General features: G+C 73.7%; 18 protein-coding genes. 9 read left to right on the top strand and 9 right to left on the bottom strand.

Annotated elements, in window-relative coordinates; all coding sequences use genetic code 11:
* Positions 1–183: 183 nt before the first annotated feature.
* Positions 184–612 (bottom strand): DUF6003 family protein, encoded by a 429-nt coding sequence (locus C6376_RS26555; protein WP_107445741.1) that lies wholly within the window; start codon positions 610–612, stop codon positions 184–186.
* A 434-nt stretch (positions 613–1046) separates the two neighbouring features.
* On the opposite strand from C6376_RS26555, the gene C6376_RS26550 reads away from it, so the two are divergent.
* The 6 genes from C6376_RS26550 (at position 1047) to C6376_RS26525 (ending at position 6649) form a co-directional block, all read left to right on the top strand.
* Complete coding sequence (locus C6376_RS26550; protein WP_107445740.1) at positions 1047–1550, top strand: SRPBCC family protein; 504 nt, start codon at positions 1047–1049, stop codon at positions 1548–1550.
* Entirely contained in the window at positions 1543–3174 is a 1632-nt protein-coding gene (locus tag C6376_RS26545; protein WP_107445739.1) for an NAD(P)/FAD-dependent oxidoreductase, read from the top strand. Before C6376_RS26550 ends, C6376_RS26545 begins: the two co-directional genes overlap by 8 nt.
* A 63-nt stretch (positions 3175–3237) precedes the next feature.
* Positions 3238–3726: a hypothetical protein gene (locus tag C6376_RS26540; protein WP_107445738.1), complete on the top strand. Its 489-nt coding sequence runs from the start codon at positions 3238–3240 to the stop codon at positions 3724–3726.
* Positions 3727–3819: 93 nt separating this feature from the next.
* On the top strand, positions 3820–4698 hold the full coding sequence (locus C6376_RS26535) for a short-chain dehydrogenase/reductase (RefSeq protein ID WP_107445737.1): 879 nt from the start codon (positions 3820–3822) through the stop codon (positions 4696–4698).
* A 186-nt stretch (positions 4699–4884) separates the two neighbouring features.
* Positions 4885–5739: a DUF4344 domain-containing metallopeptidase gene (locus tag C6376_RS26530; RefSeq protein ID WP_254076405.1), complete on the top strand. Its 855-nt coding sequence runs from the start codon at positions 4885–4887 to the stop codon at positions 5737–5739.
* 211 nt (positions 5740–5950) lie between these two features.
* Positions 5951–6649 carry a GAF and ANTAR domain-containing protein gene (locus tag C6376_RS26525; protein WP_107445735.1) on the top strand — a complete coding sequence of 233 codons (699 nt, stop codon included), beginning with the start codon at positions 5951–5953 and terminating at the stop codon, positions 6647–6649.
* A gap of 422 nt (positions 6650–7071) precedes the next feature.
* Here the strand turns inward: C6376_RS26525 and C6376_RS26515 are convergent, their stop codons facing one another.
* Positions 7072–8274 (bottom strand): erythromycin esterase family protein, encoded by a 1203-nt coding sequence (locus tag C6376_RS26515; protein WP_107445734.1) that lies wholly within the window; start codon positions 8272–8274, stop codon positions 7072–7074.
* A 69-nt stretch (positions 8275–8343) separates the two neighbouring features.
* Between C6376_RS26515 and C6376_RS26510 the strand changes: the two genes are divergently transcribed.
* Positions 8344–9078: a TioE family transcriptional regulator gene (locus C6376_RS26510; protein ID WP_107449203.1), complete on the top strand. Its 735-nt coding sequence runs from the start codon at positions 8344–8346 to the stop codon at positions 9076–9078.
* A gap of 119 nt (positions 9079–9197) precedes the next feature.
* On the opposite strand, the gene C6376_RS26505 is transcribed toward C6376_RS26510, so the two are convergent.
* The 7 genes from C6376_RS26505 to C6376_RS26475 form a co-directional block, all read right to left on the bottom strand.
* Positions 9198–9560 carry an STAS domain-containing protein gene (locus C6376_RS26505; protein ID WP_107445733.1) on the bottom strand — a complete coding sequence of 121 codons (363 nt, stop codon included), beginning with the start codon at positions 9558–9560 and terminating at the stop codon, positions 9198–9200.
* Positions 9557–10852: a PP2C family protein-serine/threonine phosphatase gene (locus C6376_RS26500; RefSeq protein ID WP_107445732.1), complete on the bottom strand. Its 1296-nt coding sequence runs from the start codon at positions 10850–10852 to the stop codon at positions 9557–9559. Before C6376_RS26500 ends, C6376_RS26505 begins: the two co-directional genes overlap by 4 nt.
* Positions 10852–11655: an alpha/beta fold hydrolase gene (locus C6376_RS26495; RefSeq protein WP_107445731.1), complete on the bottom strand. Its 804-nt coding sequence runs from the start codon at positions 11653–11655 to the stop codon at positions 10852–10854. Before C6376_RS26495 ends, C6376_RS26500 begins: the two co-directional genes overlap by 1 nt.
* Positions 11656–11899: 244 nt before the next feature.
* On the bottom strand, positions 11900–14284 hold the full coding sequence (locus C6376_RS26490; protein WP_254076055.1) for a prolyl oligopeptidase family serine peptidase: 2385 nt from the start codon (positions 14282–14284) through the stop codon (positions 11900–11902).
* The gene (locus tag C6376_RS26485) at positions 14257–16041 is read right to left on the bottom strand and encodes an N-acetylglutaminylglutamine amidotransferase (RefSeq protein ID WP_107445729.1); all 1785 of its coding nucleotides are present in this window, start codon (positions 16039–16041) and stop codon (positions 14257–14259) included. The genes C6376_RS26490 and C6376_RS26485 overlap by 28 nt, the downstream gene beginning before the upstream one ends.
* A 285-nt stretch (positions 16042–16326) precedes the next feature.
* The gene (locus tag C6376_RS26480) at positions 16327–17502 is read right to left on the bottom strand and encodes a glutamate--cysteine ligase (RefSeq protein ID WP_107445728.1); all 1176 of its coding nucleotides are present in this window, start codon (positions 17500–17502) and stop codon (positions 16327–16329) included.
* Positions 17503–17834: 332 nt separating this feature from the next.
* Positions 17835–18608, bottom strand: coding sequence for a hypothetical protein (locus C6376_RS26475; protein WP_254076054.1), 774 nt, complete (start codon positions 18606–18608; stop codon positions 17835–17837).
* A 576-nt stretch (positions 18609–19184) separates the two neighbouring features.
* Here C6376_RS26475 and C6376_RS26470 point away from each other — a divergent pair.
* On the top strand, positions 19185–20996 hold the full coding sequence (locus tag C6376_RS26470) for a methylmalonyl-CoA mutase family protein (RefSeq protein WP_107445727.1): 1812 nt from the start codon (positions 19185–19187) through the stop codon (positions 20994–20996).
* Complete coding sequence (gene scpA / locus C6376_RS26465; RefSeq protein ID WP_107445726.1) at positions 20996–23170, top strand: methylmalonyl-CoA mutase; 2175 nt, start codon at positions 20996–20998, stop codon at positions 23168–23170. The genes C6376_RS26470 and scpA overlap by 1 nt, the downstream gene beginning before the upstream one ends.
* Positions 23171–23172 lie beyond the last annotated feature (2 nt).

Here is a 23172-nt window from a genome sequence, read left to right as displayed (position 1 = left end):
CGACGGGCCATTGCCGCGGAGCGTGGGCAGGGACACGGCCGGGGGCGGCCCGGGCGCGGTCGAGGGTGTCGACCGATGCCGAAGAGTCGAAGACCTGACCCGCGACCGTATCCGACCGCACGCGAGCCGACCTTCCGCAGGAGGCTCGCCCGCGCCCCCGGCGTGGCCGGCGCGGTCGGTGCGTCATCGCTCGCCGGACGCCGCTGTCACCGCCGCGGGATCCACTCCGGTCAGTTCCACGACGCGGTGGGGCGGCACACCCGCGGCCAGTGCACGTCCGATCAGACCGTCCCGGCCGTCGGTGCAGTCGCGGTAGGCGAGGAGATCCTCCTCCACCTGCGCGAGCGACGCCGGCGCCAGCCCGTGCCGCACCCGGCTCAGCTCCTCGTCGCTCAACGGCACCGGCAGCCGTTCCGCTCCCTTCGGGACGGCCCCCCGCTCCTCCGGCGGCAGCAGGCGCAGCCGCGGGGACGCCGCCGGGATTCCCTGCGCGTCCAGCCACGCCTGTACCGCGGGAGTGGCCATGCACGCGAGGTCGCCGACGGCGGACGGCGCGACGCCGAGCGCCGCGGACGCGTCGTCCAGCAGGAACAGGTAGGCCTCGTCGGTCATCCTCGACTCCTTCTCTGCGGGGAGGCGCCGGCCCCGTCGGGGCGGCCGGTCGACGTCCCTCTACCCCGCCGACGCGCGATTACCGTCGTCCGCCGTCGTCCGACCGGCCGGAGTGTCCGCGCGTGTCAGGATGCCGCGCCGACGTAGACCCGAGCGGAGCAGCCGAGTCACGCGCTGAGCCCACGCCCCGAGCCATGCGCCCAGGGCGATTTCCGATGCCGGACGCGGACTCGTCGGCACCCGCGGCCGCGGAAGCCCCCCGTCCCGCCGTGCACGCCTGCGGTCCGGTGCGGGACCCCGCGGCGAGGGACTCATGCCGCCGCCGCGGAGGCAAAGGAACCGCTCAGCGGGGCCGCCCGGCGGTGGCCGCCGGTTGGGGTTTTCCGTGCTGGGCACTCGGCCGGGGACCTGTCCTGGTGCTCCGGAGGTGTGGCGTGGCGGTACGGCATCGGCTGATCAAGGTGAGTCCGCGGACCGTGTGGGCCGTCCTCGCGGACGGCGGTCGGTATGCGGAGTGGGTGGTGGGGACGGCGTCCTCCGAACCGGTGCGGGGACAGTGGCCGCAGGTCGGCTCCGCGATCGGCTACGAGGTGCGGCTCGGCCCCTTCCGGCTCACCGACGAGACCGTCGTGCGGCATTGCGAGGAGGGCTCCGAGCTGGAGCTCGAGGCGCACGCGGGCGTGCTGGGATCGGCGCGCATCGCCATCGAGCTGCGCCCCTGGGGCGAGCACTGCCTGGTGATCGTGGACGAGCATCCGCTGCAGGGAGCGAGCGGGCGGCTTCACAACGTGGGTTTCGAGGGACTGATCCAGCTGCGCCACCGCGCGATGCTGGCCCGGCTCGCCCGGGTGTGCGAGGAGCAGGGCCGGTCCGAACGGCTGTCGGGGTCGCGGGGGCGCAGGGAGGCAGCGCACGGCGTCGGCGGCGGTCATGCCTGATGCGGTGGTGATCGGCGCCGGGCCCAACGGGCTGGTGGCGGCCAACCTGCTCGCCGACGAGGGCTGGAGCGTGGAGGTCCTGGAGGAGCAGCCGGAGCCGGGTGGAGCGGTGCGTCACGACCGGGAGGTCGACCCGGAGTTCGTGAACGACCTCTTCAGCTCGTTCTATCCGCTCGCCGCCGCGTCGCCCGTGCTGCGGCGGCTGCGTCTCGGCGATCACGGGCTGCGCTGGAGTCACGCACCCCGCGTGCTGGCCCATCCGCTCGCCGACGGCAGGTGCGCGGTACTCGCCCGGGACCTCGACGCCACCGCCGACTCCCTCGACGCCTTCCACCCCGGCGACGGGGACGCGTGGAGGCGCCTGCACAACGCGTGGGAGCGCCTCGGCCCGGACATTCTGGACGCCCTGTTCACCCCGTTCCCGCCGCTGCGCGCCACCGCCCGGCTCGCCGCGAGGCTCAGGGGGGCCGGCGGCCTGCGGATGGCCCGGACGCTGATCCTGCCGGTGCGCCGCATGGGGACAGAGGAGTTCGGGGGCGAGGGCGGCAGGCTGCTGCTGGCCGGGAACGCGCTGCACGCCGACCTGGCTCCGGAGGCCGCGGGGAGCGGCGGCTTCGGCTGGCTGATGTCCATGCTCGGGCAGAGCTTCGGCTTTCCCGTGCCGGTCGGCGGCGCCGGGGCGCTGACCGAAGCACTCGTGCGCCGGCTGCGATCGCGTGGCGGCGTCCTGCGCTGCGGACGGCGCGTGCGGCGCGTGATCGTGCGGGACGGGCGGGCCGTCGGCGTGCGCACCGCCGAGGGTGAGGCGGTGGCCGCCCGGCGCGCCGTCCTCGCGGACGTGTCGGCCTCGGCGCTGTACGGCGGGCTCGTCGAAGCCGAGCACCTGCCGTCCCAGGTGCTCGACGACCTCAGGCGCTTCGAGTGGGACTTCGCGACCTTCAAGGTGGACTGGGCGTGCGACGGTCCCGTGCCCTGGCGGGCCGCGTCGGCCGCGCAGGCCGGCACCGTCCATCTGGCGGACGGCGTGGACGAGCTCACCCGCTTCGCGGCCCAGATCGCCATGGGCCAGGCGCCCGACCGGCCGTTCGCCCTGTTCGGCCAGATGACCACGGCGGACGCGTCACGTTCGCCCCGGGGGACCGAGGCCGCCTGGGCGTACACCCATCTCCCGCAGGTCATCACGTCGGACGCGGGCGACGAGGGGCTGACGGGTTCCTGGAGCCCCCGGGAGCAGGAGATCATGGCCGACCGGATCGAACGCCAGGTCGAACGATTCGCTCCCGGATTCCGCTCCCTCGTCCGGGCCCGGCGCATCCTGGCCCCGCCCACGCTCCAGGCGCTGGACAGCAATCTGTACCGGGGCGCGATCAACGGCGGCACGGCGGCCATGCACCAGCAGCTCGTCTTCCGCCCCGTGCCCGGAACGGGCCGCCCGGAGACTCCCGTCAAGGGGCTCTACCTCGCTTCGGCCTCCGCGCACCCGGGCGGAGGCGTCCACGGGGCCCCGGGAGCCAACGCCGCCCGTGCCGCACTGCACCGGCAGCGGCTCTCGGGGCTCACCCGCGCCCAGCGTGTCCTCACCCGCCGGGACCGCACCGGACGGAAGACACCGCACGCGCCGTGACACCCCGAACCGCCCCCTTCCCCTCGGCCCGCGAGCCGCTTGGTACATGGAACGGACATCACCATGGACATCCCTGAGGACGGCACCGACCACACCCTTGCGCCCGACGGTCCCGACCGCGCCCACCGGCGCCCGGAAGGCGTCAGCGACGAGACCGTGGAAGCGCTCGGAGCGCTGTCCAAGGCGCTGGAGACCACCGAACGCGCACGAGGCCACCTCTACAGCTTCCACCAGCTGACGGGCACCGCGGACCTGCAGCTGGACCAGGCCGTCGACCTGCTGCGCAAGGCCGGCCACCCCGAATGGGCCGACACGGTGGACACGGAGATCCTGGGCCGCAACGTCATCCCGGGGCGCTGGACCTTCCAGATCGTCGAGGCGTACGACGCGACCTACCACCAGCCGTTCACGCGCCTCGCCCGGGAGGCCGTGAACCAGCTGGCTCAGGGCCGCGACCACTTGTACGAGGCCGAGATGAAGGAGGCGCGCCGCACCGCCGGTCACCCCGCCCACACGGCCCGCCCGGCCGACGGCGGCGACCGTCCGGGCTGAGGCCGGCCCGGCAGGGGCGACACGCGGCCGGAACGGAGCCCGGCCGCGTCCCTCTCCCCCGGCCCGAACCCCGGAAACCAGAAGGGAACCGCCGTGGACGACAGCCCTCTCAAGGACCGCACCGTCGTGATCACCGGAGCAGCACGCGGCGTGGGAGCGGCACTCGCGGCCGCGCTCGCCGGGCGGGGTGCGCGGCTGGCCCTGCTCGACCACGACGGGGCGGCGCTGCGGGCGACGGCCGCAGCGCTGCCGGGGACCACGCTGGCCCTGCGGGTGGACGTCACCGACAGCGAGGCCCTCCACGACGCCGCGGAAGCCGTCCGCGGGCGCCTGGGCCCGCCGTCGGCGGTCGTGGCCAACGCGGGCGTCGCCGAAGCCGGGCTCTTCGCCCGTACCGATGCCGGGACGTGGCGCCGCGTGATCGAGGTCAACCTCGTCGGCAGCGCTCAGACCGCCCGGGCCTTCCTGCCCGACCTGATGCGGACCGCCGGCTATCACCTGCAGATCGCCTCGCTGGCATCCTTCGGTGCCGCCCCGCTGATGAGCGCGTACTGCGCGTCGAAATCCGGCGTGGAGGCCTTCGCCCACGCCCTGCGGGCCGAGGTCGCGCACCGTGACGTGGCCGTGGGCCTCGCCTACCTCAGCTGGATCGACACGGACATGATCCGTGACGGCGACCGGTACGCCGCCCTGCGGGAGTTGCGGGCCCACATGCCGTTTCCCGCACGGCGTGTGCACCCCCCGGAGGCCGTCGCGGCCCGCCTGGTGCGCGCCGTGGAACAGCGGCGCACCGCTGTCTACATCCCCTCGTGGCTGCGTCTCGCCCAGGTGGGCCGGGCGGCGATCCCACCCCTCGTGCTGCGCGCGACGCGGCGGACCCTGCCCCGACTCGAGGCCGAGGAGCCGTTGCGCCCCACGGGCCTGCTGGGCGCCGGCGGCCACGCCGACAGGGCCGCCACCCGCATCGAATAGCGCAGCGCGCGGCCCGGGCAGCGCGGACTGCCCGCACGGCGCAGGCGGCCCGCCGCCGCGCGGGCGACCTCCGCAGGCACGGCTTCAACCGGCCGCCCGCGCTCCGCCCCTCCGGCGAACGCTCACCCGCGGACGGTCTCTGGTAGGAATGCCGGTGGGTGGGATCGGGGAGGGGGACCGGTGGCGATGCGTGCCCGCACCACGGGCCGGGGAGACGTCCGCAGCAGGAAGCCGGCCCGGGCCGCCCCGCATTCCGCGACGCTCTCCCTCTGCGTGGTCCTCACGGCCCTCGCCACGGGGTGCCGAACGGGCACGGCCGACGCGCCGAGCGCCGTGAGTTCGAGTGTCACCGTCCGCTACGAGCAACCGTCGGGTGCGGACAGGGGCGACGCGGCGTTCCTCCGCACCCGCAAGCTGCCCGAGGCGGCTGCTGCGGGCGTCGGCGCTCTCGTCGCACTGGATCCGCCGGTGGTGATGGTCCTCCGGTCCTGCGGCGGCGAAGGGTCCGCGTACGACCCCGGCGCTCGACGCATGGAGATCTGTTACGAGGAGATCTCCGAAACCCGTGATCTCTACCGGGCTGCCGGGCAACGGGCGTCCGACGACGTGCTGTCCGCCGTCATGCTGGAGACGCTGTTCCACGAGAGCGCGCACGCGGTGCTCGACGTTCTCGACCTCCCGCTGAGCGCTCGTGAGGAGGATCGCGCGGACCAGTTCGCCGCGCTCATGCTGCTCCGTGAGGGAGCCGAGGGGCAACGGCGGCTGCTTTCCGCCGCGCGGACCTGGCGGTTGTCCGCGATCATCTACGAGAACGCCGACGACGGCCGGCAGGACGACCACTCCACGGACGAGCAGCGCGCCGTCAACCACCTCTGCTACCTCTACGGGGCCGACCCCGCGCGGCACACGGACCTCGTCGGCCCGCGGTCGCTCCCCGCACGCCGTGCACGCGGCTGCGAACGGGAGTGGAAGCGCGTGCAGACCGCGTGGACGGACGCCCTGGGTGCCGAGACGGACCCCACATCCCACGCCGGGTCGTGACGCTCCGGTCGGGCTGATCCACACACTCCGCACCGCCCGCCCGGGCGGCGGGACGTGGGGGCGGCTGGGCGCGGGGCGGGCGGGGACGTGGGCGACCGGACCCGCCGACGGCAGGGCGCCGCTCCCCCGCCCGGCCCCGGGCCGTCGCCCTGATCGTGGTGCTACTCGCGTGCCAAGCTGGGTATGCGGGCAGTTGCAGGCAGGCGGGAGAATGGAGCGCGGCGTGGACTGGGGCCGGTTTGCGGAACAAATGGCGTCGATGGCGCGGGATCTCCTCGCGCAGGATTCGGTCGGCGCCACCCTCGAGCGGATCACCACATCGGCCACCGAGCTGGTGGCCGGTTGTGACGCCGCCGGCATCCTCGTGCTGCACGACTCGCAGGTGGAGTCGCTCGCTCCCACGGATCGCCTGGTCGTCGACAGCGACCGCCTGCAGGCGCGGCTCGGCGAGGGACCGTGCTTCGACGCCGCCCGCAGCGGCTCCGGAGAGCGGGTCTACCGCATCGCCGACCTCACGGTCGAGCATCAGCGCTGGCCGGCCTACGCCCCGCAGGCCCACGCACTCGGCCTGGGCAGCATGATGGGCTTCCTGCTCTTCACCGAGGACGAGGATCTCGGCGCGCTGAACCTCTACTCGCGCAAGCCCGGCGCGTTCGGCGAGGCCAGTGAGCTGGCCGGCTGGCTGCTCGCCTCGCATGCCGCGGTCGCCTTCTCGAGCGCCCGCACCCACGCCCAGATGGAGCAGGCCGTCGCCACCCGGCACGCCATCGGCGAGGCCATGGGCATCCTCATGGGAAGCCACCACCTCAACGAGGAGCAGGCCTTCGACGTGCTGCGCCGCTACTCGCAGGAGAACAACGTCAAGCTCCGCGAGGTCGCGCGCCTGGTCTGCGAGAAGGGCGGACTCTGACCCCGCGGGGGCGGCTCCCCCGGCACGCTGTCTGAACCGAAAGAGCCTGGGCCGGGCCAGCCCCATGGGAACGCCGCTGGACCCTGCCTGCACTCCAAGTCCCCTCTCGGGGCTCCCTCACACCCGATTTCCGGGCCGCCGCGCGGCGGCCCGCGCTCAGTTCCGCCGCCCGAGCCCGGGTGGCCGCGCCGACGTCGCGCCGCCTGTGCACCACCTTGGACACGGTGCTGACCGACACCCCCGCCTCGGCGGCGATGCCCGTCAGCAGCCCGTATCGGGTCTCCAGCCGACCGTTGCCCGCGTCTGTAAACCCGATGGCCGTTCGCTCGCCCAACCCCGGAGCGCGAAAAAGCGCGCCGCCTGCCTGACCGGGAACTCGCCGCACGGTGACGAGGGCCGACACGCGGGGCGAGAGCGGCGCGCTATCCCTCCGCGAGGTTCTTGACGTAGACGATCGCGTCGCCGTCGGCGAGATGGGCGGGGTCGAGGGGCGCGTAGCCGAACCAGGGGGACAGGCGTGGGGAGGGGCGCGGGTCGCCGAGCGCTGCGGCGAGGCGCGGGACGTCGATGACACAGCGGTCGTGCGGCAGGGCGTACAGGAGTCCTTCGACGGTGTCCGGTGTCGGGGCGTCCACTCCGCGGCCGTGGATCGTGCCGACCGCGGTGGCCAGGAAGGCGAACTCGTCGCCCAGGCGGGCGTGCACCAGCGCGCCGGCACTCCACCACCGCACCTCCCGTCCACCCATCCGCATCGAGCTCTCCTCCCGCTGGAGATGCGCGTTGTGTGCGTGCGCCAGGACCGGCCCTCGCTCGGCGAGGGCGAGCAGGTTGTCGGCCATCATCGCGCCCCGCAGGCCGACCAGACGGGTCATGCGGCCCGGTGAGGTGTCGGCCGTCCAGTGGTGGTAGCGCAGCAGACCGACGGCGGTGCGTCCGTACAGGCGGGCGCGGTCCTGCTCGTCGCGCGAGGTCGTGGCGGTCAGGTGCGGGGTCTGCGCGTCGAGCAGCGCCACCAGGTCGTCGGCGATCAGCCGCAGTTCGCCGGCTTCGCGCGACCGCCCGACGGACCGCGAGGGGTCCGTCATCGCGGCCGGGTCCGGCCACCGGTCGTCGGCCCCGAGGAGTCGGTCCAGCGTCTCCTCGGTGCAGGGCAGCAGGTCCCCGTCCACCCGGGCGGCGAGGTGGGCGTGCAACGCGGTGAGAGCCTGCCGGGGGCTCGCGCCGCCGGTGATCTCCAGCGGGCCGTCGAAGCCTGCGAAGCGCAGCCGGTCCGCGGCGGGCCGGCCCTCGTTGAAGGCGCGCATCCAGCGCACGAGTTCGCGGTTGGCCGCAGAGGCGCCGAATCCGTGGCTGAACCCGCGCTCCAAGACGTCGTCCAGGGTCCCGGCGCCGAAGGCGACATGATCGTCCACGACCAGGCCCGCCAGACAGTCGCTCTCCAACGCGATCGTGCGGTAGCCCTCCTCTTCGACGAGCTGCCGGAACAGCTCGTTGCGCACGTCGAGCAGGGTGTCCTCGCCATGGGTGGGTTCGCCCAGGGAGAGCAGCCGGGGCCGCCGTGCGAGCAGTTTCATGACGGCGGCCGCTTCGACGGCATGGGCGGTGTCCGTGAGGTCAGTTGCCATGCCTTCAACGCTATCGTTGAAGCTTCGGTGGAGACTTCTTCCGCCTTGTGCCCGGATAGCATGGAGGTCGTGGGACGAAACCTTCAAAGCAACGGACAGCTCAGGCCGATCGACCTGGCGCGCGGTCACGGCCTGTCCACGCAGGCCGTCAGGAACTACGAGGAGGCCGGCATCCTTCCGGCCGCCGACCGCACGGCCCACGGCTACCGCACCTACACGCCGTTGCACGCGCGGGCCCTGGCCGCGTTCCTGGCCCTCGTGCCCGGTCACGGCCACCCGACGGCGACGGCGATCATGCGGGCCGTGAACGCGGGCGCGCTCGACGAGGCCTTCCGCTGTGTCGACGAGAGCCACGCCCGGCTGCTGGAGGACCGAAGGACGCTCCAGGCCGTGGAACGCGCCCTGCGCGACCTGACGCCCGCCACGGCATCCGCACCCGGCACCACGCGCCCGCGGGCCGTCGGCCTGTTCATCGGGCCCCTGGCGAGAGGGCTCGGCATCCGGCCCGCGACCCTGCGCGCATGGGAGCGCGCCGGTCTGGTGCGCCCGCGCCGCGACCCGGTGACCGGATACCGGGTCTACGACGAGGCCGATGTGCGGGATGTGCGAATGGCGCACCACCTCAGGCGGGGCGGATACCTGTTGGAACAGATAGCCCCGTTGATCACCCAGGTGCGGGCGGCCGGCGGCCTGGAGCCGCTGGAGGGCGCGCTGGGCGACTGGCACCGTCGGCTGTCCGCGCGCGGGCGGGCCCTGCTGAGCGGGGCCGCCGAGTTGGAGGCGTATCTGCGCGAGCGCGGATGACCCCTCGGGAATCGGTACCTCGACGTGCCGGTCCCGGAGGGTACCGCCACGGGTCCGTCGCCGGTGGCGGGTCTCTCGTCGTAGACCCGGTTTCCGGTCACCGGGTCGCGGCGCGGGGGCTATCGGGGCGGTGTGCCGGTGGGGCGGTCGCCGGTGGCCGAGCGCGCGTCGGGGTGGAGCAGGAAGACCTGGTCGAGTCCGACGATCCGCAGGACGCGCAGCGTGTTGGCGGGCACGCCGGCCAGGGCGACGTCGGCCCCGGCGGCGGCCGCGTGGTTGCGGGCCGCGATCAGGGCGGTGATGCCACTGGAGTCGCAGAACTCCAGCCGCGCCAGGTCGAGGACCACGCACTGGCCGGGACGCAGGACGGTCCCGGCGACGAAGTCGCGCAGCTCGTGCGCGGTGGCGTAGTCGAGGTCGCCGACAACCTCGATCACGGGACCGGTGGCCGCGTCACGAGCGGCGATCTTCACTGTGTTCATCTCGGGTGATCCATTGCCGGTAGGGGTGCCGGACCAATGCCCGGGACACCGATGGCGAGCAGCGCGGTGTCGTCGTCGACTCCGTCGCCGAGGCCCTCCAGCAGCCCGGTCAGGGCCTTGACGATGCCGTGCGGTGACGCGCCGGCGTGCGCGGCGACGAAGTCGCGCAGGGCGTGATCGCCGTACAGGTCGGCGCGGTCGGGTCCGGTGCGCGCCTCGGTCAGACCGTCGGTGTACAGCAGGAGCGTGTCGCCGGGTCCGAGGGTGGTGGCGGCGGGCGTGAAGGTGGCCTGGGGCAGCACGCCGACCAGGAGCCCTCCGGGAGTGGGCAGGAAGTCGGTCTCCCCGTCGCCGCGGATGACGAGGGCGGGCGGATGGCCGCCGGACGCCAGGCTGACGGTGACGCGACCGGTGTCCGGGGCGCGGGTGAGGATGCCGAAGATCGCCGTGCAGTAGCGCGGGTCGCCGCCGGTGTAGCGCTCGTGCAGCACCGTGTTCAAGGTGGTGAGCGCGGTGACGGGGTCGGGGTCGTGCAGGGCCGCCGCGCGCAGGGTGTAGCGGGTCAGCGAGGTGACCGCGGCGGCTTTGGGGCCCTTGCCGCACACGTCGCCGAGGAAGAACGCCCAGCGGCTGCCGTCCAGGGCGAAGAGGTCGTAGAAGTCGCCGCCGAGCCGGTCCGGCGCCGCGGTGTGGTAGTACACGGCCGTCTCCACGCCCGGCACCTTCGGCAGGGTCGCGGGGAGCAGGGACTGCTGCAGCGCGGCCAGGGCCTCCTTGAGCCGGGCCCGGTCGGCCTCCGCCTGCCGGTGCGCCTGCTCGGCCTCCCGCTTGCGGCGCAGCAGTTCCTCTTCGTAGGAGCGGCGGTCGGAGGCGTCGAAGACGGTGGTGCGGATCAGCAGCGGCTCGCCCTCGCCGCCGTGCTTGACGACGGAGGAGACCAGGACCGGTATGCGTCCGCCGTCGGCCTTCTTCATCTCCAGGGCGATGCCGCTGATCTCGCCCTTCATCTGCAGCAGCGGCGCGAAGTGCGTCTCGTGGTACAGCTTGCCGCCCACGGCGAGCAGGTCGGTGAACCGCATGCGGCCCACCACCGCCCGGCGCTCCAGGCCGAGCCAGCCCAGCAGTGTCGTGTTGATCTTGGCGATGGTGCCGTCCATCAGCGTCGAGAGGTATCCGCAGGGCGCGGACTCGTACAGGTCCTCGGCGCTGTCCTCGAGCAGCGCGGTGAACGCGGCGTCGGTCGACGCGGCGTCCGCCCCGTAGGGCTCCGGTCCTTCTCCGGCGGGGCACATCACCTCAGGCCGCGCAGGAAGTCGAGGACGGCCGCGTTGGTGGCCTGCGGGGCGGACAGCTGCGGGCAGTGGCCGGTGGCGGGCAGCGTCACCAGGGTGGAGCCGGGGATCTCGGCGTGCACGTAGGCGCCGACCTCGCGCGGGGCGATGACGTCCTGGACGCATTCGAGGACCAGGGTCGGCACCGCCACGGTCTTGAGGTCGTCGCGGGAGTCGGACAGGAACGTGGTGCGGGCGAAGACGCGGGCGATGTCGGGGTCGGTGGCGCAGAAGCTGTGCGTCAGCTCCTCGCCCAGCTCCGGCCGCTCGGGGTTGCCCATGACGACCGGGGCCATGGCCGCGGACCAGCCCAGGTAGTTCGACTCCAGGGACGCCAGCAGTTCGTCGATGTCCTCGGCGCTGAACCCGCCGCGGTAGCCGTCGGTGTCGATGTAGCAGGGCGACGGGGCCACCATCACCAACGATCCGATCCGGTCCGGCGCGGCCCGCGCGGCGAGGACGCCGACCATCGCGCTGACCGAGTGGCCGACGAAGGCGGCGTCCCGCAGGTCCAGTTCCTCGCAGACGTCGACGACGTCCTGTGCGTAGCCCTGGAGGGTCGAGTACCGCTTCTCGTCCCAGGCGGTCAGGTCCGAGCGGCCCGAGCCGACGTAGTCGAACAGGACGACCCGGTGGTGCTCGGCGAGGGCGGGGACCGTCAGTCGCCACATGTTCTGGTCGCAGCCGAACCCGTGGGCCAGTACGACCACCGGTCCGTCCGGCCGACCGGTGATCACGACGTTGTTCCTGCGACGAATGTCCATACCAACCATCCTGCCATCACCGCCGTCGGCTCCCGCCCGGCACGGTCCGCGCCACCGGCGTGCGGCAGCGGGCCTCCCGCCCGGCGACAGCGGGGGCAGGCCCCGCCCGGGGAAAGCAAGGCAGGAAGCGGCGCTCGACCTCCCCAGGCATCGCGCCGCTTCCTGCCGACTCGCTTCGACTACCCCGCGTCCGCCGCTCTACGCACACCGGGTCCGGGGAACGTTCACACCCGCCGGGAGACGTTCACAGCAGGAGGTGGCGCTCCATCCAGTCGGCGGCGGCCCGGCGGAACAGCCGCCGGTTGTCCGCGCGCAGGAAGTCGTGGCCCTCGTCGCGCAGCGTGAGCAGTTCGGCGGCGAGACCCCGTTCGCGGGCGGCCCGTACGAACCGGCGCGACTCCTCCGGCGGCACGTTGGTGTCGTGTTCGCCGTGGACGGCCAGCACCGGGACGCGCAGCGCGTCGACGCGGGTCATCGGCGACAGGGAGCGCAGCAGCTCCCGGTCACGGTCGGGGTGACCGTACTTGTGCGCGGCGGACTCGGCGAGCCAGGGTTCCGTCGCCGCGAAGAAGGTCAGGAGGTCGGACATGCCGCAGACGGCCACTCCGGTGCGGAAAAGTTCGGGGTGCCACACCAGGGAGGCGAACGTCAGGTAGCCGCCGTAGGAGCGGCCCATGACGGCCAGCCGTGTCGGGTCGGCGAGCCCCGTCGTGACGACGTGGGCCGCGCAGTCGGCGACGTCGTCCAGGGCGGCGAAGCGGCCCGCCCCGAGGTCGGCGTCGACGAAGGAGCGGCCATGGCCGGAGGATCCGCGCACGTCCGGGGCGAAGACGTCCAGGCCGCGCCCGGTCAGTTCGTGGTAGAGCGGGTGGAGGACGGGGCGTTCCTGTTCCTCGGGGCCGCCGTGCAGATGGATCACGCAGGGCGCGGGCACGCTCGAGGGACGGCCCGGCGCACGGTAGTACCAGCCGCTCAGCGACAGCCCGTCGCGCGCCGTCAGCCGCAGCGGGACGGGGCGCACGGGCGGACGGCCCGGCGGGACGGCGTCCTCGTCCTTCGAGGACCAGGGGGTGCGCAACAGGGACACGCCTTCGTGGGCCCACCACACGCCGGGGCGGCGTTGCGAGCCCGACAGCGCGAGCAGCAGGCGGCCCGCTCCGGCCGCCGTGACACGGGTGACGACCTCGTGCGGCAGGGGGACGGGCCGTGCCGGGCCCGTGCGGTCGGGAGCCGGAGCTGCGGGTACACCCTGGAGGGCCGGGAAGGTCTCGACCAGTTCGAGTGCGCTCGCCCCCCGGCTGTTCCAGGCCAGGGCGGCGGTGCGGCCGTCGTGGGCCATCGCCAGCAGTTCGAGGTCGCAGCCCTCGCGTTCCGCGACGACCCACGTGTGGTGCGGCGCTTCGAGGAGGTCGTGGGAGGCGCCCTCGGGCCGGCCGTCCGCGTCGAGGACCACGGCGAGGAGCGCCGCGTACTCCCGGTCCGCGTTGCTGCGCAGCCACAGCGTCCGGGCGTCGGGTGAGAACCTGCCGATCCACGGGTCTCCGTCGGCGACCGGCAGGGCGAAGGTGGCCCTCGCGTCGTCCGTCCGCCGCACGACGGCCTCCCGCCGGCCTCGCGGTCCCCGGCGCAGCAGCACGAGGGAGCCGTCCCGGCTGAGGTCGCAGGCCCGCAGGGTGGCCGCGTGGGTCTCCGTGGTCAGCAGGGCGGGCGACGTCATACCGTCGGGGTCGAGCAGGTAGACCGACAGGCCGCCGTCGGGGCGCACGGTCGTCGCCGCAGCAGCGGTGTCCTCGAGCGGCGCGCCGCTCGTCGCCCCGGTCACCGTCCCCGTGGCGGCCGCCGGACCGTGCCACGTTCCGGCGTCGTAGGAGGAGGCGCCCAGGAGCGTGGCGTGTCCGCCGCGGTCGGCCCACCCGGCGGGCGGCGGGGAGCCGTCGAGCGGGCTGCCGGCCGGGCCGCGGTCCGCCGGCTTCCGGCCCCGGGGGTCGCCGGGGGCGCGGGCGGGCGGCGCGGTGACCGTGACGGCGAGGCAGGCGCCGTCGTGCGACCAGCAGCCCAGGTAGGCGGTGCTGCCCGGGTCGGCGCCGGCCAGTACGCGCCGGCCGGTGCCGTCGGGGCGCACGCACAGCACCCGGGAGTGCTCGCCGCCACCCGGCGCGGTGGTGTAGGCGATCCAGCGGCCGTCCGGTGACCAGGACACCTCGGTGACGGGATCCGGCGAGGAGTCCAGCAGCCGCACCTCCGCGCTGTTCACGGGCCCGGCCCAGAGCTGGGGCACCCCGCCGCGGTCGCAGATGAAGGCCACCTCGGCCCCGTCGGCGCCCGCGGAGGGGTACCAGCAGCCGTGCGCGCGCAGCCGGCTCACGGCCTCGCGCGGTCCGGCCGCCTCGGGCAGCAGCACCAGGGCCGGGGCGGCCGCGCACACCTCGCCGGACGCGTCCCCGTCCGCGGGGCGGGGGTCCGCGGGCGGGTCCGCGGGCGGGTCCGCGGGCGGAGCGCCCGCGTGCCATGCGGGCGCTCCGAACGTCGCGAGGCCGGCGTCGACCCGCCGCAGGGCGGGCGCCGGGCCTTGTGCGGCCCGCCCGCTCCGGTCGCCGTCGGTCACGTGATTCCGTGCGTCTGCAGCCATATCTCCAGCAAAGCTACCTGCCACAGGGCGTTCGCTCCGCGCCTGGTCCGGCACTCGTCGGGCGCCGCGAGGAGCTCGGCCACGTACGACTCCCGGAACAGCCCGCGTTCCGTCGCCTCGGGCGCCTTCAGCGCCTCCCGCACGCGCTGCAGGACGGGACCCGCCATATGGCGGACCGCGGGGACGGGGAAGTAGCCCTTGGGGCGGTCGACGACCTCGCGCGGCAGGAGCTTGCGGCCCGCCTCCTTCAGCACGCCCTTTCCGCCGTCGGCGAGTTTGAGCTCCGGCGGGCAGGCCGCGGCCAGCTCCACCAGCTCGTGGTCGAGGAACGGCACCCGGGCCTCGAGGCCCCAGGCCATCGTCATGTTGTCGACCCGCTTGACGGGGTCGTCGACCAGCATGACGTGGGTGTCGAGGCGCAGTGCCGCGTCCAGGGCGCTCTGCGCCCCCGGCACCGCCATGTGCGCGCGGACGAAGTCGCCCGAGACGTCGCGGTGCGGCAGCATGTGCGGCTGGAGAATCCGGGCGAGGTCGGCGTGCGGCCGGTCGAAGTACGTGTCGGCGTACCGCTCGGGCTCGTCCTCCCGGGCGGCCTCGGCCAGCTGCGGGTACCAGTGGTAGCCGGCGAACACCTCGTCGGCGCCCTGCCCGCTCTGCACGACCTTCACCTCCTTCGACACCTGCTCGGACAGCAGGTAGAAGGCGACCACGTCATGGCTGACCATGGGCTCGCTCATGGCCGCGATCGCGCCGTCCAGGGCCGTCGACACCCGGTCGGAGGGCACCAGCAGGCGGCGGTGGTCGGTGGCGAACTCCCGGGACACCAGGTCCGAGTAGCGGAACTCGTCGCCCTCCTCGCCGCCCTCCGACTCGAAGCCGACGCTGAACGTCATCAGGTCCCGCTGCCCCTCGTCGGCCAGCAGGGCGACGATGAGGCTGGAGTCGAGGCCGCCGGAGAGCAGCACGCCGACCTGGACGTCGGACACCATCCGGCGTCGTACGGCGGTGCGCAGCGCCTCCAGGACCGCGTCGCGCCATTCGTTCGCGCCCATGCCCGCGTAGTCGGGCCGGCGCGTGTAGGACGGCTGCCAGTAGCGGTGGTCGCGGTGCGTGCCGTCCGGCTCGACGACCCGCACGGTGGCCGGGGGAAGCTTGCGCACCCCGTTCAGGACCGTGCGGGGCGACGCCACCGTGGCGTGCCAGCTGAGGTACTGGTGGACGGCCGTCGGGTCGAGCGAGGTGTCCACGTCCCCGGCGGCGAGGAGGGCGGGCAGCGACGAGGCGAAGCGCAGCCGGCCGGGCGTCCGGGACAGGTAGAGGGGCTTGATGCCGAGCCGGTCGCGGGCCAGCACCACGCGGCCGGTGCGGTGTTCGACGAGGGCGAAGGCGAACATGCCGTGGAAGTGCTCGACGCAGGCGGTCCCCCACTGCCGGTAGGCCTTGAGCACCACCTCGGTGTCGGACGTCGACGTGAAACGGTGGCCGAGGCCGCGCAGTTCGTCGCGCAGTTCCCGGTAGTTGTACACGCAGCCGTTGAATACGCCGGTGAGCTCGCCGCGGGCGTCCGTCATCGGCTGGGCCCCGAGGTCCGACAGGTCGATGATCTTCAGCCGCCGGTGCCCCAGCGCCACCGCGCCTCGCGTCCAGAAGCCCTGGCCGTCGGGTCCGCGGGCGGCGAGCCGGTCGCTCATGCGCCCGACGGCCGCCGGATCGGGTCGCCGTCCGTCGAAGCGGATCTCTCCGCTCAGACCGCACATGGCGTACCACCTCCGTTCCGCTCGTCGGCGTCCGCGGACCGGTTCCGGAGAACCGGACCGCCCTCGCCGATCACGACCTCAGCCGTGCTGCTGGACATGACAAAACCTTTCTGAACGGATCGGATGCCCGAGGGGCGGAGCATGGGGAACCGTCGGGCACGCCCCGTGCGCTGCGAGGTGGCCGCTCCCGCGGCTGCCCGCACTGCCGCCGCCCACCGCCGGTGCGAGGCGACCGACGGTGCTGCCGGACCGGGGTACCCGGTGTCCATGGCGTTCACGAGCACGTCAGCGGCCGATGGCCTCCGGCAGTGCTCGGCGCAGGACGGAGGAGCGCGAGCCGCCCACGGCGGACGGCCCGGAGGGGCCGCGCAGTCCGCGGGCGCGTTCGCCGCGGGTCTCGGCTATGAGCATGTCGACGCAGGCCAGCAGGTCCTCGTCCTGTGCCGTACGGCGCATGCGGCGCGCCGCGCTGCCGTCGGCGAGCGCCGACCGGGCCAGCGAGCGGACGGTGTCCCAGTCGCCGTGTGCCTCGAGCGCGGGACGGAGTCGGACGAGCAGCTTGCGCAGGACCTGCGGCGCCGGCGCCTCGCGGTGCGTCTCGGGGTCCACGAGCGTCCCTTCGAGGCCGCAGCGGGCCGCGCGCCAGGTGGCGCCGCGCAGCCACTCGTGCCGTCCGGTGCAGACCGGCCCGTCCTGTGTGCGCAGCCGCTCGCGGGCCACCGTCACCAGGGCGCGGAAGAGGCCGGCGATGAGGACGACGGTCTCCGCGCGCGGGCAGGCGTCGCAGACGCGCAGTTCGAGCGTGCGCAGGTGGGAGGACGGGCGCACGTCGTAATAGACCATCCCCGGGTCGCTGATGATCCCGGCGCGGACGAAGTCGTCCACCGCGGCGTCGTACTCGGCCGCGTCGGCGAAGCATCCGGCGGGACCCGCGGTGGGCCAGCGCTGCCACACCAGAGTGCGCCAGCTCGCGTACCCCGTGTCGGCCCCCTGCCAGAACGGGGAGCTCGCGGAGAGCGCCAGGAGCACGGGCAGCCAGGGCGACACTGCGCACATGGCGCGTACGGCCGTGTCACGGTCGGGCACGTCCACGTGGACCTGGGCGCCGCAGATGAGCTGCTCGTCGGCGATCCTGCGGTATTCCTCGGCCATGTGCAGGTAGCGGGCGTCGGCGGTGGGGTGTGCGGAGGCGGCGGGCGCGAGGGGCGCGGTGCCCGCGGCCATCACCGCCAGCCCCGACGAGGCGGCAGCCTCGTCGAGTCGGCGTCTCGTCTCGGTGAGATCGGCGTAGAGGTCGTCCAGCGACGTGTGCACACCGCTGTTCGACTCGACCGTCGACTGATGCAGTTCGGTCGTGAAGGTCCGTTTGGGCAGGTGTTCCAGCACGGCCTGGGCGCGTGGCACCAGGAGCCCGCTCTCCACCTCCAGGACGTGGAACTCTTCCTCCACTCCGATACGCATACTCACGTTCACTCCTCGGGGTATGCCCGGACGCCCACGTGGAGGGCTGATCCTCCGGGTCGGTGCCGGCGGCTGGTCGCGGAGACCAAGTTCCCCACAGACCGGCACATAAGCCCAGTAGCGCACATCTGTTGCATATTATACTCAGATGAGCATAGTCTCGCAGGGCCGGGACTCCGCAGGCCGCCATGGCCGAACCGGTTCCGGCCCGCGCGTACCCCTTCCGCACTCTCGCGCCACGACGCAGCCGCACGCGCCGCGCTGCCGGGTACCCGAATTCACACGGGTCCACCGTCGGGGTTTCACCGGCTCATCACGACGGTGACACGGGCTCAGGGCGGCGGCGACTCGTGGCCACCGCGGCGCCGCTGTGCCGGGGCCCGGTCCGGCCTGACGATTACCTCGGCGCCGACCGGGGTGAAGCCGGCGGCGAGGAACGCCCGCATCGAGCGCGCGTTGCCCGGGGCGACGGCGGCGAAGACCGGTTCGCCCGCCTGCACCAGCGTGAGCGCGTCGCCGAGCAGCGACCTGCCGTGCCCACTGCGGCCGCCGTGGTCGGGTGTGTGCAGTTCGATGCTCAGTTCCGTCCGGCCGGCGAGTCCCGCCGCCAGGGTGACCAGCCCCCGCTCGTCGCCGAAGACCCGCACTCCGGCGCGCAGCCGGCGTGCGTACCGCACCCGCGGATGGCCGTCGGCCCCGGAGAGCGGTTGCAGTCGGGCGGCCCCGCCGAAACCGCGGCGGACCAGGACGGCGTCGACCGACCCGATCCAGCCCGTGGGTCCGGCGAGGGCGCGCAGGAAGTCCGGACCCATCGAGCCGCCGAACCCGTCGGGGCGCAGGGCGTGGATCTTCGGCGCGGCCAGCGCGGTTGCGAGGACGGCGTGACCGGTGAAGGCGACCGACGCCTCCAGCGCGCCGGGCGGTGTGGGCAGTGCGGGCAGCACCGTGACGGCGCCGTCGGCCGGCGGGAAACAGCCGTCGGCGGCGTCGAGGAAGTACGCGAGCAACGGATGCGGCGCCGCGGGCACCGACCCGGAGCCGGACTCAGAACCGGGTTCGGGTTCGGGTTCGGGAGCCGGGGGCGGGGCCGGCCTGCGGGTCGTCACGCGGAGCGCCTCTCTTCCGACGAGGGGGGTCCGGCGATTCGACCACGGTGGCGGCCGGCGACCGGCGGCCGGCTACGCCCTGGGCGCGTCCCGGTGCGCGGAGGGGGACGCGTCACGACCGCGGACGCGGCTGCCGTCGTGCAGCCCGGCGCGGCTCGGACGTCGTCCCCGGAGGGAGCGCCCGGTCGGTCGAGCATCAGATCGCCTGTCGTCCGCGGGAGTTGAGCGACCGGGACCCGGAACCGGCGCATGGAGCGGTGGCGGCCGGGGTGCACGGCCCTCCTGCCGCGAGGCCGGGCCGGGGTCCGTCGAGGGCCGGAACGGACGCCTCCGCCGGAGTGGCGCCGGGGCCCTGCTGAAGCGCCGGTGGCGCGCCGCCGGGCCGGCCCGCCGCCCGGTCCGGAGCCCGTCTTCGCGCCGTCGGCCGGCGTCGGCCGTCCTGCCTGGTCAGGCCCGGTCCGAGCCGCTTCGCGGAGTCGAGTCCCGGTGGAGCGGGGCACGTCACAGCCGTGGCGAGGGAAAGGTCACAGCGATGCCCTCTGCTGCTCCTTCGTGTCTTGGGCCTAGCATCCGAGCATGACGGTCCTGCCTGACGACGGGCTCCAGCTGGCCGGCGAGTTCCCTGACGCCACCCACGAGCAGTGGCAGCGCCTCATCGCAGGCGTGCTGCGCAAGTCGGGCAAGGATGTCGAGGGTGCTCAGGCCGAGGAAGCCCTGTCCACCGCCCTCGAGGACGGGTTGCGCACCCGCCCCCTCTACACCGCGCGCGACGCCGCGCCCGAGCACGGTCACCCCGGTTTCGCGCCCTTCGTGCGCGGCAGCCGGCCCGAAGGGAACGCCGTCGGCGGCTGGGACGTACGGCAGCGGCACACCGCCGACGACAACCGCGCCGTGCTCGCGGACCTGGAGAACGGCGTCACCTCCCTGTGGCTGGTGGCCGGCGAGGGCGGCATCCCGGTGCCGTCCCTCGGCCGGGTCCTGGACGGCGTGCTTCTCGACCTGGCGCCGGTCGTCCTCGACGCGGGGGACCAGGTCGAGCCCGCCGCACGGGAGTTGCTGCGGCTGTTCGAGGAGCGGGGCGTCGCGAAGGACGCGGCGCGCGGCAACCTCGGCGCCGATCCCCTGGGCCACGAGACCCGCACCGGACAACCGGTCGCGTTCGCCGCGTCCGCCGAACTGGCGCGGCTGTGCGCGCGGGAGTATCCGCGACTGCGGGCGCTGACCGTGGACGCGCTGCCCTACCACGAGGCCGGCGGTTCCGCCGCGCAGGAACTGGGCGCCTCGCTGGCCACCGGCGTCGGCTATCTGCGGGAGCTGACCGAGGCCGGGCTGAGCGTCGAACAGGCCTGCGGGCAACTGGAGTTCCGCTACGCGGCGACCGCCGACCAGTTCCTCACGATCGCCAAACTGCGGGCCGCCCGCCGGCTGTGGGCCCGGGTCGCCGAGGTGTCCGGGGCGCCCGGCGCCGGCGCGCAGATCCAGCACGTGGTGACCTCGCCGGTGATGATGTCGCGCCGCGACCCGTGGGTGAACATGCTGCGGACCACCATCGCCACGCTGGCCGCGGGGGCGGGCGGAGCGGACTCCGTCACCGTGCTGTCCTTCGACGACGCGCTCGGCCTGCCCGACGCGTTCGCGCGGCGCATCGCCCGCAACACGTCCACGATCCTCATCGAGGAGTCGCATCTGTCCCGGGTCATCGACCCGGCGGGCGGCTCCTGGTACGTGGAACGCCTGACGGACGAACTGGCCCACGCGGGCTGGGAGTTCTTCCAGGGGATCGAGCGCAGCGGCGGTCAGGCGGCCGCCCTGCGCTCGGGCCGCCTCGCGAAGGACCTCGCCGACACGTGGCAGGCGCGCAGCGGCCGGCTCGCCAAGCGGCGCGAACCCATCACCGGGGTCAGTGAGTTCCCGTTCCTCGCGGAGAAGCCGGTGGTGCGCGAGAGCGCGCCCGAACCGCGCTCCGGCGGTCTGCCGCGGGTGCGCCGCGACGAGGCGTACGAGGCGCTGCGGGCGCGTTCGGACGCCCACCTCGCGGCGACCGGCTCCCGGCCGCGGATCTATCTGGCGGCGCTCGGTCCGGCCGCCGCGCACACCGCCCGGCTGACCTTCGCCGCGAACCTGTTCCAGGCCGGCGGCGTCGAGCCCGTCACCGAGGGCTCGTTCGAGGACAGCGGCGCCACGGAGGTCTGCCTGTGCTCGAGTGACGCCCTGTACGAAGAGCAGGCGCAGACGGAGGCGGCCCGGCTGCGAGCCGCCGGCGCCTCGCACGTGTTCCTCGCCGGACGCCCTGGGCAGTACCCCGGGGTCGACGCGTACGTCTTCGCGGGCTGCGACGCCGTCGCCGTGCTGTCCGCCACCCTTGACCGCATGGGAGCTGTGTCCTGATGGCAATCCCCGACTTCTCCGGGATCGAACTGGGGACCCCGGCCGCCGACGCCGGCGCCGACGAGTGGCGCACGGCGGTGAAGAGGGCGGCGGGCGGGGACGACCTGCTGTGGGAGACCCCCGAGGGCATCAACGTCAAGCCGCTGTACACCGGTCAGGACCTGGAGGGTCTGGACTTCCTGGGCACCTATCCGGGTGCCGCGCCGTACCTGCGCGGCCCGTACCCGACGATGTACGTCAACCAGCCGTGGACGATCCGTCAGTACGCCGGCTTCTCCACCGCCGAGGAGTCCAACGCCTTCTACCGCCGCAACCTCGCGGCCGGCCAGAAGGGCCTCTCGGTCGCCTTCGACCTGCCGACGCACCGCGGGTACGACAGCGACCACCCGCGGGTGACCGGCGACGTCGGCATGGCCGGTGTGGCGATCGACTCGATCTACGACATGCGCCAGCTGTTCGACGGCATCCCGCTGGACAGGATGACCGTGTCGATGACGATGAACGGCGCGGTGCTGCCGGTGCTCGCGCTCTACATCGTCGCCGCCGAGGAACAGGGCGTGCCGGCCGAGAAGCTGGCCGGGACCATCCAGAACGACATCCTCAAGGAGTTCATGGTCCGCAACACCTACATCTATCCGCCGAAGCCGTCGATGCGGATCATCTCCGACATCTTCGCCTACACCTCGCAGCGGATGCCCCGCTACAACTCCATCTCCATCTCCGGCTACCACATCCAGGAAGCGGGCGCGACGGCCGACCTGGAGCTGGCGTACACGCTCGCGGACGGCGTGGAGTACATCCGGGCGGGGCGTGAAGCGGGCCTGGACGTCGACGCGTTCGCGCCGCGGCTGTCCTTCTTCTGGGCGATCGGCATGAACTTCTTCATGGAGGTCGCCAAGCTGCGGGCGGCGCGCCTGCTGTGGGCGAAGCTGGTCAAGCAGTTCGACCCGCAGAACAGCAAGTCGCTGTCGCTGCGCACCCATTCGCAGACCTCGGGCTGGTCGCTGACCGCGCAGGACGTCTTCAACAACGTGACGCGCACCTGCGTCGAGGCGATGGCGGCGACCCAGGGCCACACGCAGTCGCTGCACACCAACGCCCTCGACGAGGCGCTCGCGCTGCCGACCGACTTCTCCGCGCGCATCGCCCGCAACACACAGCTGCTGATCCAGCAGGAGTCCGGCACCACGCGGGTGATCGACCCGTGGGGCGGCAGCGCCTACGTGGAGCGGTTGACGTACGACCTCGCGCGGCGCGCCTGGCAGCACATCGAGGAGGTCGAGGCCGCGGGCGGCATGGCCAGGGCCATCGACGCCGGCATCCCCAAGCTGCGCATCGAGGAGGCAGCCGCCCGCACGCAGGCCCGCATCGACTCCGGGCGCCAGCCGGTGATCGGCGTCAACAAGTACCGCGTCGACAGCGACGAGCAGATCGACGTCCTCAAGGTCGACAACTCCTCCGTGCGCACCCAGCAGATCGAGAAGCTGCGCCGGCTGCGCGAGGAGCGGGACGACGACGCGTGCCGGGCCGCCCTGGACGCGCTGACCCGGGCCGCGGGCGGCGAGGGCAACCTGCTGGAGCTGGCCGTGCACGCGGCCCGCGCGAAGGCCACCGTCGGTGAGATCTCCGACGCCCTGGAGAAGGTGTACGGCCGGCACGCGAGCCAGATCCGTACGATCTCCGGCGTGTACCGCAACGAAGCAGGGGAGTCGCCCTCCGTGGACCGCACCCGCGGCCTCGTGTCCGCGTTCGAGGAGGCCGAGGGCCGGCGGCCGCGCATCCTGGTCGCCAAGATGGGCCAGGACGGACACGACCGCGGCCAGAAGGTGATCGCCACCGCCTTCGCCGACCTCGGCTTCGACGTCGACGTCGGCCCGCTGTTCCAGACCCCGGGCGAAGTGGCGCGTCAGGCCGTCGAGGCCGACGTGCACATCGTCGGGGTGTCGTCGTTGGCCGCCGGACACCTCACCCTGGTGCCGGCGCTGCGCGAGCAGCTCGCCGAGGAAGGACGCGAGGACATCATGATCGTCGTCGGCGGAGTCATCCCGCCGCAGGACGTGCCCACACTCCTGGAGATGGGCGCGGCCGCCGTCTTCCCGCCCGGCACGGTCATCCCGGACGCCGCGTACGACCTGGTGAAGCGGTTGTCGGACGACCTCGGGCACGGCCTCTGACG

This window comes from Streptomyces sp. P3 (assembly GCF_003032475.1).
GTDB lineage: Bacteria > Actinomycetota > Actinomycetes > Streptomycetales > Streptomycetaceae > Streptomyces.
The sequence above is the reverse complement of the archived record's forward strand: the minus strand, read 5'-3'. Positions and strand labels throughout refer to the sequence as shown.